Source organism: Bacillus sp. NMCC4 (genome assembly GCF_002998555.1).
Taxonomy (GTDB): Bacteria; Bacillota; Bacilli; order Bacillales; family Bacillaceae; genus Bacillus.
In genome coordinates this window covers 93322-110764 of the sequence record NZ_PVRA01000006.1, presented here as the reverse complement: position 1 = coordinate 110764, position 17443 = coordinate 93322, and the positions used below count along the sequence as shown (strand labels likewise).

Here is a 17443-nt window from a genome sequence, read left to right as displayed (position 1 = left end):
TCACTTTTCATTTGGCAGTTTGCCAGTTTTTTTGTAAGTCGCAATATCACTTTCAATATCTTTCACAAAAGCACGGTCAATGGTGGAACTAAATTTCCCCATTTCGATCACTCCTTCTTTAAAATCAAAGGAGTAGTCACCTTGTTCGTTTAGCTTGCCTTCATTAAATTTCTTCGCAATAATAGTGTACGCTTTATCCACATGCTGGACTGTGCTTGTTAAGACGGTATGACTGCCGAGGTTGGATTGATCAGTGACATATCCGATCGCTGATAAATTATCGGCTTTGATTTGTTCAATGACAGGGATATTATAACCATCGCCTGCTGGATATACAACATCTACGCCCTGCTTTTTCAATTTTTGATAGAGCTCCACGGCTTTGTCCGCATCATCCCAGTTTTCGACAAACTCGGCAAGCACTTGTACATGTTCATCTTGATATTTTGCACCTTTGATAAAGCCATCTACTTCGCTTTGCCAATCATATGTAGCAAGAATACCAATCTTTTTTGTTTTTGACATATGTGCTGCTGTCATGCCTCCGAAAAAACCCATCGCTTCACCTTTAAACGTCACATTCGCGACATTATCCGCCTGAGGCTTGTTTCCATTTACCGTGATAAATTGTGTTTTCGGATAATCTTCACTAATTAAGTTGAAAATTTCGCTGTATTCATTGCCATGGCCAATAATCAAATTGACTCCTTTTTTGTGAAATTCTTCAATGGCATCAACGATTTTCTCTTTGTCGACCATTCCTTCCTTATAATAAACATCTACACCAAATGTTGATTGAATATTTAATAAGCCTTTATAACCTTTCGTTCCCCAAACTTGATCATTAATTGTATCGGGGACGAGTAAACCCACCTTCTCAATCTGTCCTTTTAAAGGTGCCTGTGAGCAGGCAGATAATAGGAGAAGGAACGAAAAGATCATGAAAAGCCGCTGATACTTCATGCCATGTTCAACTCCCTTTGCCACATGCAGGCATGAACCTGTATGTTAAATATAGGTTTATTTTATACTGAAAAAAGATAAGATGGAAGATCATTCTTGCTTTTTGTCGAAAAATGTTGAGTTTTGTCTTTTCCATTCTACCATCATTTCTTCTGCTTGTTTGTCATCCGTTTGTCTTTCTACCTTCAATTCATATATCATTTCCTGTCTTTGTTCAGAGCCCGATGACCACTTGAACAAATCCCTTACCACATCTTCTACAAAAAATGCTTCATCACGCTTAGTTCTTTCTTTATTAAGTGCCCATGGTCCGAACATGCGAGGGAGAATAACAGCCGGCACATTCTGATTGGACGATTCGTCTTCGGGTTTTTCGTAAAGAACCCGGTACATGCCATGCTTCGCTTTCATGTCTTTGTGTCGTTTATCTGATTCCTCTGATTGAATAAAGATGAGGTCATACGTGTCTTTTCCATCCTGAAGGTCAATGACACGGAAGAGATCATTTCTGCCGAGCCACATCATTCGCTCTTCTAATAACATCTTTTGCTCTTCTGTATGATCATGAGGACATGTGATATCCACTTGAATGCCCTCTTTCATCATATATTCACACAGCGCTAGACCAAAAAATTCATCTGCCCCTATGATCAGTCCTGTTTCCATGTTCATGTCCCCTTTTTTAGCTTATCGAATAAAAAGAAGAGCCCTTTCCATGAAGGGCTGTTATCATCCTATTCATCACAATTCTCTTTCATGCGATTTATAAAACTTGTGAATGGATTGAAAGATTCTTCTCGGATGATCAAACATATGCAAGGTGAGATCGATCTGACAATGCTCTGGATTCTTCATATGCTGATCTATAAAAGGCTTTGCATGCAGTTCATATGCATACGGTGCGCCGTTTAGTCTTTGCCATATGTGAATCGGTACATGAGCAGAATGAACAGGGCAAGCAGGGAGCGGGTACGTTTCCGCTTCCTTTTCAGAGCAGCCGTAGCTTTTCGCTAATTCTTTGATCAGCTGTTTATAAAAGAATTTGTGTTCCTTTTCTCTTTCTCGTTGTGCATAGAGATGCAGACATGGATTCACGAGCGCAATGGACCTTAGCACTTCTGGCATCTCTTCAGCAAGGCTCATGGCAACGAGTGCGCCCATCCCCTCTGCCAGCACATGAATTTCCCGGTTTAATATTTCTTGTTTTAATGTGTGATGAACGAGCTGCTTTGCACTAAAAACAGCATCTTCGCATCCCCAGTGATTCCCATGAAGATGACTATTAAACAATGTATATCCTTCATCCTTTAAGGCAGTTAAAAGCTGGTTTCTTCCATAGTGCTGAAGCCAGAATGATGTATTTTCCTGCACAAAGTGATTTCGGTCACCGAGGATAAGAATGCCAAAGCCATTTGGTTTTTGAGGAAGGTGAATGACGTTCCACTGGGAACCAAGCTGGAAAAACCGTTCGCTTACACCCATATGGCCAGCCTCCTTTCAGTGATTCTGCTTTCTATGATATGAACAACAACTCTTGTAGGAATAAGGAAATCCCCTAAAGAGAGAAGAATTCTTTTTATTTTTATAGCAGAAGGTCTTAAAATGGTCACATAAAGGCTAAAACAGTCTTTTCCCCTCACTCGTATCTATGGTATGATAATCAATAGATTGTTACATAAAGGACGGTGGGATTATGCATTATATTATCACCCTCATTTGGACTTTTCTGCTGACACATATGGCTGGCTACATCGTTGCCTCGATGAATGGCGCTGCTTATGACTTTACTTTGACTTCTATTCTTGCAGTGGTGTTTACGGTTATTTTATTCGTCTTTGCTGAAGTAAGTCCAATGAAAGAAACGGAAAGTTCAACAAAACACTCTTAATACGTAAGACTTGATTGCTGAGGAAGAGCTAAAATGATGTTGATTTTAGCTCTTTTTCTTTTTGATTGAAAAGCGGTACGCTAAAACCCCCTGCAGCTACAGGGGGTTTTTTTATCGATTACACCTCGACGGTTTCGGACTTCTGTTTGTCTGCTGTCAAATGGCTTTTCGCAAGCCCTGTAAACAGGAAGATCGCGATACCGGATAAAATTTCAAGGACCCCACCGCCAGCAATGACAGGTCCTGCTCCAAACCTTTCTGCCAGAACACCTGATACGACAGCTGCAAGCGGGAGAAAAACATTTGATGAAGCATTGATCACGGCGTATACTTGCGGCTGATCGTCTTGGTCGACAGACGTTTGAATAATGACCATTTCCGGTACATTGATCGCACTAACGGCGGCACCGAATATAAAGGATGCAAGTAGAACGACCGGCAGCCATGTACTCATCCCTGTGATAAAGAACGCAGCTCCTTCAATCATACCAGCGACAATAAAGAACAAACCAAATCTCTTAATTTTCACTTTCGCTAGAGCAAAGCCCATCATAAACGCGCCGACTGCGGCAACACCTCTTAAAATGGAATACACCATGGAATCGCTTTGCAGTGCTTCTGCTACGTATACAGCAGATAGTGCCTGCCACGGTGCTGCGGCGACATTCATTAAAATACAATACAGCGTCAGTGCAAATAAAATGTGATGATTTTTGACGACGAGAAAACCTCTTTTTAAGTTATACAAATATGTATTCTTTGCTTGTTTAATGCCTGCTGCTTTTTCTTCATCGGTTTTCTTTAGTTTGACGCCGATAATAAACAGGCCGGATATGATGAATAAGGCAGTGGTGATGAGCAGGGTATCTGCAGGTCCGATTAATTTGACCAAGAGACCAGCCACCATGACTGCTGCAAGTGCGACAATCTCAAAAGAAGATTGCAGGATGGCATTTGCTTTTTGAATCAGATGCTTCGGAACAATCTGCGGTAAAATGGCCACAGAGGCTGGATTATATGCTGCACCTGTTGCCGATTGAATAACCATTAATGAGATCAATAACCATAAAGGCAATAGATGCGAAAAATGCAGAAGCGGAATAATGAGTACAATTGTTGCTCGAACGACGTCTGAAGCGAACATCCATTTAGACAAATGGTGCTTTTTCATAAGAGGTCCTAGTATTGGGGCTAACAAAGATGAAGGAAGAACGGTTACTGCTAGGAGAAGTCCTGTACCGAGTGCTCCATCCCCTCTCAAAATCAATAGCCAAAGGACGGATGTAAAAGCAAAACTTTCTCCTGTGTTTTTAATCAGTCTTGATATGAATAATGAGGTGAAGCGTTTATTCCAAACACTTTCACTGAGATTCGTCTTTTCCATCACACAAATCCTTTCAACAATATATTCCAATTACATATTTTACCTTAAATTTTCTTTTTTTTATACTGTTTTTTGAAAATTGGAACTTAATTGATTTTTATTATAAAGAAAAAAGAGGCATGACACATGCCTCTAAAGACTTATTCCTTCTGACTCTTAGTCAATTGCTTATGGCTTTCTTTGGTAGGTCCAAACACGATTATGGTTCGAGTTATCCGGAAAGACGTCGCCTGCTTGAAGCTTAATCTTTAAAGGATCTTTCACCATACTGCCGGTTTCACCGATCTCGATATACACACCATTATTCGGTGCTTTATTCCCTGATTTAAATTGATGCTTCTGACCCATTCCCATCCTCCTTTCTCGATGATGTTATTATGTCCCGTCACTTGCCTCTCCAATCCTTTATGCAAAAAGTCCCTGCTCCTACGAGTCAGGGACACTTTTCATTTAATTGGTTTGTTGATACATGAGCTCTTTGATTAACGCTTTTTGTACATGCAAACGGTTTTCTGCCTGCCGAAAAACTTTTGAGTGCGGCCCGTCAATAATGTCTGCTGTCACTTCTTCTCCGCGGTGTGCCGGGAGACAATGAAGGAAAATATAATCCTTTGCTGCATAACTCATTAGTTCGTCATTGACTTGATATTCTTTAAATTCAGCAAGACGTTTCTCTGTTTCTTCTTCCTGCCCCATGCTTGTAAACACATCGGAATAAATGACATCTGCATCTTGAACAGCAGCGACAGGGTCTGTCGTAACGATGACTTCTGCGCCCGATTGTTTTGCAAACTCACGTGCCGTGTCTGTTACTTCTTGGAGCGGTTCATAGCCTTCTGGTGATGCAACAGCAATGTCACAGCCTAGCTGCGCACAGCCAACCATCAAGGAGTGAGCCACGTTATTTCCGTCACCAATATAGGCTACTTTGATTCCTTTTAATGTTCCTTTTACTTCTTTGATTGTCAATAAATCAGCAAGTGCCTGACATGGATGGGAGTAGTCAGTCAGTCCATTGATGACAGGAATAGACGCGTATTGTGCTAGCTCCTCGACCTTCTCATGTTCAAAGGTCCGAATCATAATGCCATCTACATAGCCAGACAGCACTTGTGCCGTATCACTGATCGTTTCTCCTCTGCCAATTTGCAAATCATTTGAGCTGAGGAAGAGCGCATGTCCTCCTAGCTGCGTCATTCCCGCTTCAAACGATACACGGGTTCTAGTTGACGATTTTTCAAAGATCATCGCTAACGTTTTCCCTTTGAATAAATCCTGATAGGGATTTTGTTTCATTTCTTCCGCTTTTTCAATTAAATAAGCAATGTCATTGATTGAGAAATCTTTTAACGATAAAAAGTCTTTTCCGTATAATGCCGGTTGCACGTCGACTTGACTCATGCCGTCACTTCCTTTTTATATAATTCTTTGAGCGATACTGGTGATACATCTCCATTTTTCCCTTGCAGGAATGCTTGAGCTGTTTCATCTTCGGTTAGAACTTGGACGCCATGTGTGAGTGCTTTTACACGCTGCTCTTTTGCCTCTTCATCTTCCCCTAAATGGATATGAAGCGACTTATCTTCGTTTTGCAGCCAAGTTTCAAAGCTGTCCGTCCAGACGTCAAAGCCTGCATGTTTCGCTTTATCTACCAATTGTTCACTGCCTTTTATAAAGAGGCTGCCTTTCTGATGCCAGATTGACGCAAACACTTTTTTCAAAGCGCTTTCGGCGTTCTTGCCTACACACATTCCTTCTCCTGTCGCTTTCATTTCAGGTGTCAGCTTTAAGTCAATATCTTGAATGGCATGTGATGAGAAGACTGGGAATTTGACCGCTGTTCCCCCTTTGTTTTTCGTTGCAGGGTTCAGTTCTTCAAGCGTCGCACCCGCTAATAATTGAGTCGCAAGCGGAATCATGTCAATGCCCATTACTTTGCTGACGACTGGAACCGTCCGGCTTGCCCGCGGATTTACCTCTAGTACAAGCGCCTGATCCCCTTTGATCACAAATTGGATATTCATAATGCCCTTAAACGCTAATTTCTTCGCTATTTGTTCGGACGCAGTATGCACCTGCTGTTTGATGTCTTCGCTGATGGAGACACTTGGTAAAATGGCAAAGCTGTCACCTGAATGGACGCCCGCTTTCTCTATATGCTCCACGATCGTTGGAATGAAGGTCGTTTTTCCGTCAGAAATCAGATCCACTTCAACTTCTTTTCCAGTGACATACTCATCAATTAAGATCGGGTACGGCAAATGATCTGGCTGATCAAGCAATGATGTCAAATGTGCTTCTGACTGGACAACGATCATCCCCATTCCGCCAATGACATACGATGGGCGAATTAACACAGGGTAACCAATGATTCTGGCATGTGCGAGTGCTTCTTCTTTTGAGTCAGCCGTATTTCCTTCTGCATGAGGAAGATTCAGTTCATCAAGAAGCTGATAGAACAAATCACGATCTTCGAGCGCATCTAGCGTGTCAAAGGATGTACCTAACAACGTGACACCGGCTTTTTCTAAGCCTTCTGCTACATTGATGGCAGTCTGTCCGCCAAATTGGACGATGACGAAATCAATTTTTTCTGCTTCGACAACGTTTAAGATGTGCTCTAATGTAATGGGTTCAAAATATAAACGATCTGCGATCTCATAATCCGTACTGACCGTCTCTGGATTGTTGTTCATCATGATGGTTTCAAAGCCAAGCTTTTGCAGGGTAAGAACGCCATGAACTGCACTATAGTCAAACTCGACTCCCTGCCCAATTCGAATCGGACCAGAGCCAATGATGAGTGCACGCTGCTTTGTTTTCTCCTGATGCTCTCCATCACTTTTGCCAAAGTATGTGGAATAGAAGTAGTTCGTTTTTGCATCAAATTCTGCCGCACATGTGTCGACAATTTTAAATGAAGCCGTAATGTCATATTCTTGACGAAGCTGTCTAATAGCCTCTTCACTGTGGCCTGTAAGAAAAGCAATCGTTTCATCAAGGAAGCCCTTTTCCTTTACCTTTTTCAAGGTGTCTTTTGAGAGCGTTCCTTCATGGTTCTTCAATTCCTGTTCGAGAATGATCATATTCTTGAACACATGTAAGAAGAATAGATCAATTTTCGTCGCTTGATGAATCGTTTCGACCGTTTCTTGTCTTGAAAGAAGCTCCATGACAGCGAAGAAACGTCGATCGTCTGGTGTTTTGATCAGTTCAAATAGTTGTTCAGTCGATTGGTCTTTCAATTCTGGCAGGTAGAAGCCCTTTGTTTTGATTTCAAGGGAGGCGACGGCTTTTTGAATGGCTGACTCTAAATTACGGTCAATCGCCATGACTTCGCCAGTCGCCTTCATTTTTGTTCCTAATTGACGATCTGCCTGTTTAAATTTATCAAACGGCCAGCGTGGGAATTTCACGACGACATAATCGAGTGCCGGCTCGAAACTAGCATAAGTTGTGCCTGTGAGCGGGTTTTTGAGTTCGTCTAGTGTATAGCCTACCGCAAGCTTTGCCGCCATTTTAGCAATTGGATAGCCTGTTGCTTTTGAGGCAAGAGCAGATGAACGGCTGACCCGTGGATTCACCTCAATGACAAAGTATTCTTTACTGAGTGGATCAAGGGCGAATTGGATGTTGCATCCGCCGACTACATCCAGTGCTGAAATGATTTTCAGGCTCGCTGAACGAAGCATTTGATAATCCTGGTCTGTTAATGTTTGGGAAGGTGCAACGACAATCGAGTCTCCTGTATGCACACCAACTGGATCGATATTTTCCATATTACAAACCGTAATACACGTATTTTGACGGTCTCTCATGACCTCATATTCGACTTCTTTAAAGCCAGCGATGCTTTTTTCAACTAAACACTGATGAATCGGGCTCGCTAAAAGGGCTCCTTCAATGAGCGGTTTAAACGCTTCTTCTGTTAAGGCAATTCCGCCGCCCTTTCCGCCAAGTGTGTATGCTGGTCTTAGGATGACTGGGAAGCCTACTTCTTTTGCAAATTGAAGGGCATCTTTCGCATTATCCACAATTTCACTATCTGGCACAGGTTCGTTCAACTGCTTCATGAGAGCACGGAATTTCTCTCGATCTTCACCGTTTTCAATTGTTTCAACTGACGTTCCGAGCAGGGTTACCCCATGCTTCTTCAGCACACCGGCTTTTTCTAGCTCGACAGCAAGGTTTAAAGCGGTCTGTCCGCCAAGGTTGGCTAAAAGACCATCTGGTTTTTCCTTTTCGATGATTCTTGTCACTGAATCAACTGAAAGCGGTTCAAAATAGATTTCATCAGCAAATGATTCGTCTGTCATAATGGTTGCTGGGTTGTTATTCACTAAAATGACTTTGTAGCCCTCTTCTTTTAAGGCTATACATCCTTGTGTTCCTGAGTAATCAAATTCTGCTGCCTGACCAATGATGATTGGACCAGACCCGATGACTAGAATGGTTTGTATGCTTTGATCTTTAGGCATGTGCAACTTCTCTCCTTGCTTGTTTCACTTTCTCAATAAAATCATCGAATACCCATTCACTTTCAGCAGGACCTGGGTGTGCTTCTGGATGAAATTGAACTGACATAATTAGCTTCTCTTTATGAATGAAACCTTCTACAGATCCATCATTGACATGAAGGAATTTCACGTCCACTTCTTTGTCATTCATGCTTTTTTCATTCACCACATAGCTGTGATTCTGACTTGTCATGAAAACACGTTTGGATTCTGTATCTTGTACAGGGTGATTCGCCCCGCGGTGGCCAAATGGAAGCTTATACGTATCCCCGCCAAGTGCGAGAGCGATTAATTGATGACCTAAGCAGATTCCAAGTGTCGGGAAGGTCATCATGATGTCATGAATGGTTTTTAAATATGGCTTCATTGTTTTGGGATCACCAGGTCCATTTGACAGCAGAATCGCATCTGGCTTGATCTCAAACACCTTTTCCAGCTGTTTGTACGGAATGACGGTTACTTTACAGCCACGCGCTTCAAGCGAATCTGCAATTGATTTTTTAAAGCCAAAATCAATGAGCGCTACATGTTCCTCGCCGCTGCCTTGTGTGTAGATCTCGTCCTCTGTCACCTGTGCGACCACATTGTCTTGTTTCATGGCCGGCGGTGTTTCGTTTTCGTCTACACTGATCACAGCGTTCATCGTCCCATTTGCCCGGATGTTTTGCACGACTGCACGTGTATCTGTATGCGTCAGAAGCGGAATGTTCCACTTCTGTAAATAATCTTTTAAGCTAACCGCTGCAAGATGATGAGAGAAATGATCAGCTGCTTCATACACAACGACAGCTTTCACTTGTGGTTTTTTGCTCTCAAAGTCTTCATGATTAATACCGTAATTTCCGATGAGTGGATATGTGAAAACAATGATTTGTCCCTTATAAGAAGGATCTGTGAGCACCTCTTGGTAACCTGTCATCCCTGTAAAGAAAACCACTTCACCTGTCATGCCAGCTTCTCCTGTCAGATCTCCTTCAAAAGAGGCTCCATCTTCTAAATTTAAATAACCTTTCATGCTTGTGTCACCCCAAATTGAATAATTAGTAATATAAATGCATTTTTATGCGTTTTGGTGTAAAAAAATTTATACCGTCACTGCTTCATTTGCTAAAACCTGAGTAATCGCTTCTATTGCATGATCTATTTCTGCTTTTTCTACATTCAGCGGAGGTAATAACCGAATCACATTTGGACCAGCTGGAAGTACCAGCAACCCTTGTTCTCTAAGAGCTGTGATATAATCACCGACTGGCTGATGACATTCAATCCCTGCCATCAATCCTTTTCCGCGTACTTCTTTTACAATATTCAGTTGTTTCAGATCTTGCAGCTTTTCTAACAGATAAGCGCCTTTTTCTTTGACTTCTGAAAGAAACTCTTCTTTGAAAATGACATCGAGTGTTGCATTCACTGCGGCCATGGCAAGCATGTTGCCACCAAAGGTTGTTCCGTGTGAACCTGGTGAGAATGCATCTCCTAAAGCCTTTTTCCCTATGACCGCACCGACTGGGAAGCCGTTTCCTAAGCCTTTAGCAGAAGAGATAATATCAGGATCAAGTCCCGTTTGTTCGTATGCAAACGCTGTTCCTGTACGTCCAATACCCGTTTGAATTTCGTCTACGATCAGCAGTGCTTCATGCTTTTGGCAAAACGCTTGAACGGCTTCTAGAAATTCTGCTGTCGCTGGATTTACTCCACCTTCTCCTTGCACAACCTCAAGCATCACCGCTGCCACATCATCGACTTCACACGTGGCAATAGCGTCTGGGTCATTAAACGGTACATAATGAAAGCCTTCCAGCATAGGGCCAAAGCCAGTTTTAATTTTATCTTGACCTGTAGCAGCCATACCAGCATACGTGCGCCCATGAAAAGAGTGCAAAAATGTCACGATATTTGTTTTCCCTGTTGCTTTACGCGCTAATTTGATCGCACCTTCATTTGCCTCAGCCCCGCTATTGCAGAAAAACACGAGGTCTCCTGAACTGTTTGCCGCAAGCTTTTCTGCTGCTTTTTCCTGCAGTCCATTTTCAAATAGATTCGATACATGCCAGACGTGATCAAGCTGCTTCTTGATGGCTTGATTGACCTTTGGGTGATTGTGGCCTAGATTTGTAACCGCAATGCCTTGTATAAAGTCTAAGTATTTTTTTCCATTTGTATCGACTGCCCAAGAACCTGCTGCCTCTTTAATTTCAACATTCCACCGTCCATACGTTTGAAAGAGATGACTCACAGGACCGCCTCCTTTTGTTTCACAATTCTTGTTCCTTTAAAGGTTTCCCCTGTAAAGATACTGCCTTTGCCATTCACGATCATGACTTCATCCACATCTCCTGATAAAGCACTCAAAGCGGATTGCACTTTTGGAATCATTCCCCCGGAAATAATGCCTTCATCAATGAGTGAAAGGGCTTCTTGTTCGGTGACGACATCTAATAATTCACCATTTTTTAAAATGCCTTCCACATCTGTGACAAACATGAGCTTATCAGCTTTCATGGCTCCTGCGACAGCTGATGCTGCTAAATCAGCGTTTACGTTTAACGTTTGGCATTCTTCTGTCATAGACAGCGGTGCAATCACAGGAATAAATTGTTTTTCCATTAATGCTTCTGCCATCTCTGGATGGACTTCTTTGATTTCACCAACGTATCCGTACACGTCTTGATCGAGGAAATCCGCGACAAGCATCTGCCCATCTTTCCCAGACACGCCGACAGATGAGATATCATGCTTTGCGAGCTCTGACACAAAGTATTTATTGACCGTTCCCGAGAGGACCATTTCGGCTACCTCTAACACAGGCTTCGTTGTTTTGCGCTGTCCATCAACAAATTCTGTTTTCACTTCTAATTTTTGCAGCATGCTAGTGATTTCAGGACCTCCACCATGGACGATAGCCAGCTTAAATCCAGCAGCTTGAAGTGAGCGGACATTTTCATAAAAGGTATCTGAAAGTTCTCGAATGACACTACCTCCACACTTAAATACGATCGTTTTATCCATGTCTATCTCCTTCATTATGTGCGATAGCTCGCGTTAATTTTCACATAATCATAGGTAAGGTCACAGCCCCATGCTGCTGCTTTACCATTTCCCTCATTCATTTGAATCAAAATCGTGATCTCATCCTGCTCTAGATACGCTTTTGCTTCCTCTTCTGAGAATGGCTGCGGTTCATTATGTTTAAACAGACATTGTCCGCCTAAATAAACTTCTACCTCTTGTGGTGTGACGGAAGCTGCACTATGACCAATGGCTCCAACGATTCGCCCCCAGTTGGCGTCGGTGCCGTAGACGGCTGTTTTCACAAGACTTGAACCAACGATTTTCTTCGCTATGATGCCGGCTTCTAAATTATTTTTGGCGCCAGCAACTTGCGCTTCAATTAATTTCGTTGCACCTTCTCCGTCTCTTGCAATCTCTTTGGCAAGATCCTCACAAGCTAGCTTTAATCCTTCTTTGAACAATGGCCATTCTGGATGCTTTTCATTGAGTGCTTCATTTTCTGCCATGCCATTTGCCATTACGAGTACCATATCGTTTGTCGATGTTTCCCCATCGACGGTAATTTGATTAAAGGTCACATCGGTAATGTCACGAAGTGCGTTTTGCAGGGCTTCCTGTTCGACATTTGCATCCGTTGTCACGAAGCCAAGCATCGTTGCCATGTTCGGATGAATCATGCCAGAGCCCTTTGCTGCACCTGCAATCAGAATCTCTTTGCCGTTTATCGTCAGGGTGTATGTTGTATTTTTAATGACTGTATCTGTCGTTAAGATTGCCTCTTCAAAATGACCATTTCCTGCTTTTGCTTCTTTCAGCTGCGAGATGCCTTTTTTGACTTTATCCATATCCAGACACTCTCCAATGACACCAGTAGAAGAAACAGCAATGTAATCAGGTTCTACCCCTAACATATCTGCGCAGGCTGCCTGCATTTCGTATGCGTCCTTCAAACCTTGCTCACCGGTACATGCATTGGCGATGGCACTATTGACAATGACACCTTTTAATTGCCCTGTCTTTTTTAAGCTTTTCTGAGTGACTTGTAGAGGTGCAGCTTGAAAGTGACTTTGTGTATATACCGCTGCACTCGCTGCCGGCACCTCACTGACAATCAGTCCAAGGTCTTTTTTTGAATAGCGTAATCCAATATGAATCCCTTTTGCTTCAAAGCCTTTTGGTGATGATACGTCACCGTCTATTTTTACAATGCTTTTTTCATTCAATTCGATCATGTTTGTTGTCTCCCCTGTTCTTATGGATAGAGAGGTGTCATTGTGAGGCCCGCCTCTTCATCTAAGCCTTTGATGATGTTGAAGTTTTGAACCGCTTGGCCGGCTGCGCCTTTCATGAGATTGTCGATCACAGACACAATCGTGAGTCTGCCTGTACGTTCATCTAAATGAAAGCCAATGTCACAGAAATTACTGCCGTAGACTTCCCTTGTTTGCGGATACACGCCGTGATCTCTCACTCTGACAAAATAGGAATCTTCATAAAAGCCTTTCATATGCTTCATCAATTCCTCTTTTGTGATATCTGATTTCAGCTGTGTATACATCGTCGCCATAATCCCCCTTGTCATCGGGACAAGATGCGTTGAAAATGTGATGTTCGCCGTTTGCGGATTCCATTCTCTTAATATTTGCTCTATTTCAGGTGTATGTTGATGTTCATTTACCTTATAAATTTTGAAATTGTCGTTTAGCTCTGAAAAATGTGTTCCAAGTGAGGCAGATCGTCCTGCACCGGACACGCCTGTTTTTGCATCTATTATGATCATAGATTCATCGATTAGATTCTGTTTCATCAGCGGTGCTAAACCGAGAAGAACTGCGGTAGGAAAGCACCCTGGGTTTGCAATAACTTCAGCCTGCTCAATTGTTTCACGATTTAATTCAGATAATCCGTACACAGCTTGTTGAACAGATGCTTGATCAGCTGCCCTTCGTTTATACCAAGCTTCATAGGTTGCGCCATCTTGAATGCGCAAATCACCTGATAAATCAATAATGGGCACTCCTTGATTCATGAGCTTCGGCGAAAGTTCACTTGATACGCCTGCTGGTGTCGCTAAAAACACAGCATCTGTTTCTCGCACAATGGAAGCTGGATCAATGGCTTTTAATGTTTGATCAGTAATAGTTGTCAGATGCGGATAAGATTGACTGTATAATTGCCCATCACCACTTGATGAATACAATATACATTCCTCCACATGTGGATGATGCTTGAAGATACGAACCAATTCCGCACCACCGTACCCTGTAGCACCTATAATACCTATTTTCAACGTCAATACACCCTCTTGATCTTTGTGAAATTATTTAACATTATAACATGTATAAAAATTAATTCAATTGTATATTTAATATTTGTTTTCATTTTTTTTCAACAAAAAATCCGCATATCTTCATGAGACATGCGGATTTATCTTTCGTTTTTGATATAGATGACCATGAGCGCACTGCATAAATATAATATGGAGCTTGCATAAAAAATGAAATGAACGGTAAAGAAATCAGCAAACAGACCGCCAAGCATAATCGCGATGGATGAAAAAAGAGCTGTCCAAAAATGATAGTGGCCAACCTCCTTCATTCTTTTATTACCTGTTGTCAGTTCCGTGACGAGCAGTTTCTCCCCGTGTTTTTGAAAGCCGCCTAACGCACCAAGTGCAAGCTGAATCATATACACTTGCTCCACTTCTGTTATATGCGGAAATAGCAGTAAAAGAAACGCCATACCGAACGAATGAATGATTAAAAAGAGACGCCTGTCAGTAGTTTCGGGTAGTTTCCCTAAGAGTAAATGAATAAACGCTCCGCTTAAACCAAAGAGGCCATAGGCAAGACCAAACTGTGAATAGCTTGAACCAACATTTTTAATAAAAAGAATGTAAAAAGGGAAAATCAAACTGCTGGCGAAAAACAGCAGGCTTTGTGAGTAGACGAACCATTTCATTGCTTTTGCATTCATTGTGTATTGTACCTTTCATAAAAGTAATTGATAAACCTGCCATCTGGATCTGCTTGCTTTTTCTTTTGGAAGAATACATCGGTTTTAGGATACGCCCGCTTCATTTGTGCCTTCGTTTGATAAGGCATGTACGGTAAGTAATAGCTTCCATGGTGCCGCAGCGTGATATCTGTCATTTGCCGGATGATCCGCTCTGCTTCTGCCTTCTCTTCTTTCTCAAAACCACAATTCACTAAAAGAACAAGGGCAAACATATCTTCTTTCGCATATGAGAGATCCGCTTTTTCATTTTTTTGTACGTAGCGTATCGTGATGTTCATTAAATTCAATTCTTCCTGTTGTAAAAAGTCTCTCATTTCATCGATATACGCACGAAAGCGGTCAACTGGGACGAAATATTCCTGAAGCACATCTGTGTCTGACTCATTTTCATATTCTAAAAAAGCAGAATCTGAACGCATCACATTGTTTCTTGTGATCAGCTGATCATTTTGACTTTGGAAATACTTTTTTTGCAAATTCCAGAGCAGATCTTTCCCCATATCAAATCTTCTTGAAAGGCCGAGCATAAATTTCAATGGCATGACGAGCTGATCTTCCTTTAGCTCTCGGTATGGTTCGAGCTCTTGATGAGTTGAGAGGGAATAGTTCGTTACATACATCTCCTTCAAAAAGTTTGTTTTCGCTGTTGAGATTCTTGCGAGATGCATGCGTACTTCTTTATTGTGTTTGACATGCTTTTGAAAATAATCGGTGTATTCACGATAATCAAGAGAGGTTGTCTCCATTTTGTATAATTCATCTCTCGTTAGCGAAAGCTCAACATCTAAAATCACGCCGAACAAACCATATCCGCCAATCACGGCTGTAAACAAATCATCGCCTGGCTTCACTGTAACGATCTCCCCATCTGCCTTTAGCAGCCTAAAGGAACGAACCGTGTCAATGAGTGATCCGTAGCGAATGTCACGTCCGTGTGCGTTTGCACTGAGAGAACCGCCAATCGTGAAGATATTCTGTGATTGCATGACCTTCACGGCAAGACCGTAGGGGTTCACATAAGTTTGTATATCATCCCATGTAGCGCCGCTTTGGACACGGATGGTTTTCTTTTTTTCATCAAATGCTAAAATCTGACGGAATTTGGTCATATCAAGCACGATGCCATTTTCATAATACGTGTGGCCACCCATGCTATGCTGTTTCCCTGCAATGGATATCGGCAGGTTTTTTGCTTTCGCTTCTTTTAATACTTCTTTTAAAGTGTCTATTTCTTTTCCTTGAACGACTTTTTTTATTTTGACAGGCATAAGATGACTGACATCTGTAAAGGCTTCAAGATCTTGGCTTTTGTGTGCTTGCTCCTCACGAATGGTGATTGATGCAAAAAATGCAGCAGCGTATCCCACTAAAAGAACAATCCATAACCATTTTCGTTTCATTATGAGGCTCCGATCTGTTATATTACACCCATTATATCAATACGTTCTCTTCCTCCACCTTATTTTTTCATAAAAAAAACCTGGCATGAGTTCAACTCATACCAGGCATTTTCATTTTTGCTTATTGAATACCGAGCGCGATTTTTGCGTATCTTGACATTTTGTCTCGTGTCCAAGGCGGATTCCATACGATGTGAACTTCTGTTTCTTTTACTTCTGGAAGATCACTTAATGCTTTTTTGACTTCATCCACGATAATTGGTGCAAGAGGACAGCCCATTGATGTTAAGGTCATGGTGACATCCGCTTTTCCATTCTCATCAAGATCGACATCATAGACAAGTCCAAGGTTGACGATGTCGACATTTAGCTCAGGGTCAATCACCTGTTCTAGGGCGCCTAAAATATTTTCTTTCAATGCTTCATCCATGATATCCACTCCTTTTCCATTAGTATAACGTACTTTTTCCTTTGACTAAACGTTTGTGCTTTTCAGATGTGTCACAAACCAGTCAATCGTTTCAAACATTGCTTGTCTTGAGACCTTATGGCCAGCTTGTCCGTCTGTGGTAAAACGAATCAGGTGCGGGTCTTCTTTATATTGGGTTGCTGCTAACTCGTCATAAAGAGCCTTTGCATGCCGGTAAGGGACAACTGGATCGTTTTCTGCATGCCAGAATAACAGTGGTCTTTTGTTTAATCGATCTGTTTGCAGCGTTAAATCATAAGGGCGCAGGGCGTCTAACTGCTGATGAACCTCTTCGTCTGTAATCTCTTTCATCAACCCTTTGTGCCGCATGTCCATGATTTGTGCTTGTAGAAATGTCGTATATTTCGGACTGCCCATCAAGCTGACTGCTGCTTTAATCCAATCATGCTTGGCCAGTGCACCAAAGGTGGTGATACCGCCCATGGAAGTACCCGCAACACCTATCAGATCGGCTTCAATCAATTGTTTTTCTTGAAAGTATGTTTTGAGTATATCGATTTCACGTATTTCGTTCAGGACAATTTCCCAGAACTTTGATGCCAGTTCCTCTAAGCTGAGGTTTTCTGATCTTACACCATGATAAGCACAGTCAGGCAAAATCACTCTCATGCCTTTTTCTGCCAAATGAAAGGCGAAGTGTAAGTTGTGCTCACGTGCACTTGTAAATCCGTGTATGAAAAATACAAGCGGCAGCGGTTTGTCTTTATTTTCAGCTTTTACGATATGTAAAAATGGAATATCGTGTTCAGTTTGCTCATCAATGGTGATCAC

17 protein-coding genes are annotated in these 17443 nt (G+C 42.0%); 1 reads left to right on the top strand and 16 read right to left on the bottom strand.

Annotated features, from left to right (window positions below; translation table 11 throughout):
• From C6Y02_RS13635 to C6Y02_RS13625, 3 genes are all read right to left on the bottom strand, one after another.
• A complete protein-coding gene (locus C6Y02_RS13635; protein WP_066031041.1) occupies positions 1 to 963 on the bottom strand; it encodes a BMP family ABC transporter substrate-binding protein in 963 nt (320 codons plus the stop codon).
• 90 nt (positions 964 to 1053) lie between these two features.
• Entirely contained in the window at positions 1054 to 1629 is a 576-nt protein-coding gene (locus tag C6Y02_RS13630; RefSeq protein WP_066031042.1) for a nad binding enzyme, read from the bottom strand.
• 75 nt (positions 1630 to 1704) lie between these two features.
• Positions 1705 to 2445 carry an alpha/beta fold hydrolase gene (locus tag C6Y02_RS13625; protein ID WP_060595993.1) on the bottom strand — a complete coding sequence of 247 codons (741 nt, stop codon included), beginning with the start codon at positions 2443 to 2445 and terminating at the stop codon, positions 1705 to 1707.
• A 211-nt stretch (positions 2446 to 2656) separates the two neighbouring features.
• Between C6Y02_RS13625 and C6Y02_RS13620 the strand changes: the two genes are divergently transcribed.
• Complete coding sequence (locus C6Y02_RS13620) at positions 2657 to 2851, top strand: YjzD family protein (protein ID WP_106031499.1); 195 nt, start codon at positions 2657 to 2659, stop codon at positions 2849 to 2851.
• A gap of 118 nt (positions 2852 to 2969) precedes the next feature.
• On the opposite strand, the gene C6Y02_RS13615 is transcribed toward C6Y02_RS13620, so the two are convergent.
• The 13 genes from C6Y02_RS13615 to C6Y02_RS13555 all read right to left on the bottom strand — a co-directional run bounded on the left by C6Y02_RS13615 (position 2970) and on the right by C6Y02_RS13555 (position 17443).
• On the bottom strand, positions 2970 to 4235 hold the full coding sequence (locus C6Y02_RS13615) for an MFS transporter (RefSeq protein ID WP_034663308.1): 1266 nt from the start codon (positions 4233 to 4235) through the stop codon (positions 2970 to 2972).
• A gap of 168 nt (positions 4236 to 4403) precedes the next feature.
• Positions 4404 to 4583 (bottom strand): YjzC family protein, encoded by a 180-nt coding sequence (locus C6Y02_RS13610; RefSeq protein WP_034663316.1) that lies wholly within the window; start codon positions 4581 to 4583, stop codon positions 4404 to 4406.
• Positions 4584 to 4685: 102 nt separating this feature from the next.
• Positions 4686 to 5636 carry an ornithine carbamoyltransferase gene (gene argF, locus C6Y02_RS13605; protein WP_106031498.1) on the bottom strand — a complete coding sequence of 317 codons (951 nt, stop codon included), beginning with the start codon at positions 5634 to 5636 and terminating at the stop codon, positions 4686 to 4688.
• Positions 5633 to 8713, bottom strand: coding sequence for a carbamoyl-phosphate synthase (glutamine-hydrolyzing) large subunit (gene carB / locus C6Y02_RS13600; RefSeq protein WP_106031497.1), 3081 nt, complete (start codon positions 8711 to 8713; stop codon positions 5633 to 5635). The genes argF and carB overlap by 4 nt, the downstream gene beginning before the upstream one ends.
• Positions 8706 to 9767, bottom strand: a complete 1062-nt coding sequence (locus tag C6Y02_RS13595; protein WP_066031043.1) for a carbamoyl phosphate synthase small subunit — start codon at positions 9765 to 9767, stop codon at positions 8706 to 8708. The genes carB and C6Y02_RS13595 overlap by 8 nt, the downstream gene beginning before the upstream one ends.
• A 69-nt stretch (positions 9768 to 9836) precedes the next feature.
• A complete protein-coding gene (gene argD / locus C6Y02_RS13590; RefSeq protein ID WP_106031496.1) occupies positions 9837 to 10988 on the bottom strand; it encodes an acetylornithine transaminase in 1152 nt (383 codons plus the stop codon).
• Complete coding sequence (gene argB / locus C6Y02_RS13585) at positions 10985 to 11761, bottom strand: acetylglutamate kinase (protein WP_034663330.1); 777 nt, start codon at positions 11759 to 11761, stop codon at positions 10985 to 10987. The genes argD and argB overlap by 4 nt, the downstream gene beginning before the upstream one ends.
• A gap of 14 nt (positions 11762 to 11775) precedes the next feature.
• A complete protein-coding gene (argJ, locus tag C6Y02_RS13580; protein WP_106031495.1) occupies positions 11776 to 12996 on the bottom strand; it encodes a bifunctional ornithine acetyltransferase/N-acetylglutamate synthase in 1221 nt (406 codons plus the stop codon).
• Between the two features lie 20 nt (positions 12997 to 13016).
• Positions 13017 to 14054, bottom strand: coding sequence for an N-acetyl-gamma-glutamyl-phosphate reductase (argC, locus tag C6Y02_RS13575; RefSeq protein ID WP_060595988.1), 1038 nt, complete (start codon positions 14052 to 14054; stop codon positions 13017 to 13019).
• Between the two features lie 137 nt (positions 14055 to 14191).
• Positions 14192 to 14740 carry an MFS transporter gene (locus tag C6Y02_RS13570; RefSeq protein WP_034663338.1) on the bottom strand — a complete coding sequence of 183 codons (549 nt, stop codon included), beginning with the start codon at positions 14738 to 14740 and terminating at the stop codon, positions 14192 to 14194.
• Positions 14737 to 16182 (bottom strand): FAD-binding oxidoreductase, encoded by a 1446-nt coding sequence (locus C6Y02_RS13565; protein WP_060595987.1) that lies wholly within the window; start codon positions 16180 to 16182, stop codon positions 14737 to 14739. Before C6Y02_RS13565 ends, C6Y02_RS13570 begins: the two co-directional genes overlap by 4 nt.
• Positions 16183 to 16303: 121 nt before the next feature.
• Positions 16304 to 16612: a metal-sulfur cluster assembly factor gene (locus tag C6Y02_RS13560; RefSeq protein WP_060595986.1), complete on the bottom strand. Its 309-nt coding sequence runs from the start codon at positions 16610 to 16612 to the stop codon at positions 16304 to 16306.
• A gap of 45 nt (positions 16613 to 16657) precedes the next feature.
• Entirely contained in the window at positions 16658 to 17443 is a 786-nt protein-coding gene (locus tag C6Y02_RS13555; RefSeq protein WP_106031494.1) for an alpha/beta fold hydrolase, read from the bottom strand.

Bases quoted from the DNA above. Each gene is read 5' to 3' on its own strand.
- C6Y02_RS13635 (WP_066031041.1), bottom strand. From the start codon at position 963: ATGAAGTATCAGCGGCTTTTCATGATCTTTTCGTTCCTTCTCCTATTA.
- C6Y02_RS13630 (WP_066031042.1), bottom strand. From the start codon at position 1,629: ATGGAAACAGGACTGATCATAGGGGCAGATGAATTTTTTGGTCTAGCG.
- C6Y02_RS13625 (WP_060595993.1), bottom strand. From the start codon at position 2,445: ATGGGTGTAAGCGAACGGTTTTTCCAGCTTGGTTCCCAGTGGAACGTC.
- C6Y02_RS13620 (WP_106031499.1), top strand. From the start codon at position 2,657: ATGCATTATATTATCACCCTCATTTGGACTTTTCTGCTGACACATATG.
- C6Y02_RS13615 (WP_034663308.1), bottom strand. From the start codon at position 4,235: ATGGAAAAGACGAATCTCAGTGAAAGTGTTTGGAATAAACGCTTCACC.
- C6Y02_RS13610 (WP_034663316.1), bottom strand. From the start codon at position 4,583: ATGGGTCAGAAGCATCAATTTAAATCAGGGAATAAAGCACCGAATAAT.
- argF (WP_106031498.1), bottom strand. From the start codon at position 5,636: ATGAGTCAAGTCGACGTGCAACCGGCATTATACGGAAAAGACTTTTTA.
- carB (WP_106031497.1), bottom strand. From the start codon at position 8,713: ATGCCTAAAGATCAAAGCATACAAACCATTCTAGTCATCGGGTCTGGT.
- C6Y02_RS13595 (WP_066031043.1), bottom strand. From the start codon at position 9,767: ATGAAAGGTTATTTAAATTTAGAAGATGGAGCCTCTTTTGAAGGAGAT.
- argB (WP_034663330.1), bottom strand. From the start codon at position 11,761: ATGGATAAAACGATCGTATTTAAGTGTGGAGGTAGTGTCATTCGAGAA.
- argJ (WP_106031495.1), bottom strand. From the start codon at position 12,996: ATGATCGAATTGAATGAAAAAAGCATTGTAAAAATAGACGGTGACGTA.
- C6Y02_RS13570 (WP_034663338.1), bottom strand. From the start codon at position 14,740: ATGAATGCAAAAGCAATGAAATGGTTCGTCTACTCACAAAGCCTGCTG.
- C6Y02_RS13565 (WP_060595987.1), bottom strand. From the start codon at position 16,182: ATGAAACGAAAATGGTTATGGATTGTTCTTTTAGTGGGATACGCTGCT.
- C6Y02_RS13560 (WP_060595986.1), bottom strand. From the start codon at position 16,612: ATGGATGAAGCATTGAAAGAAAATATTTTAGGCGCCCTAGAACAGGTG.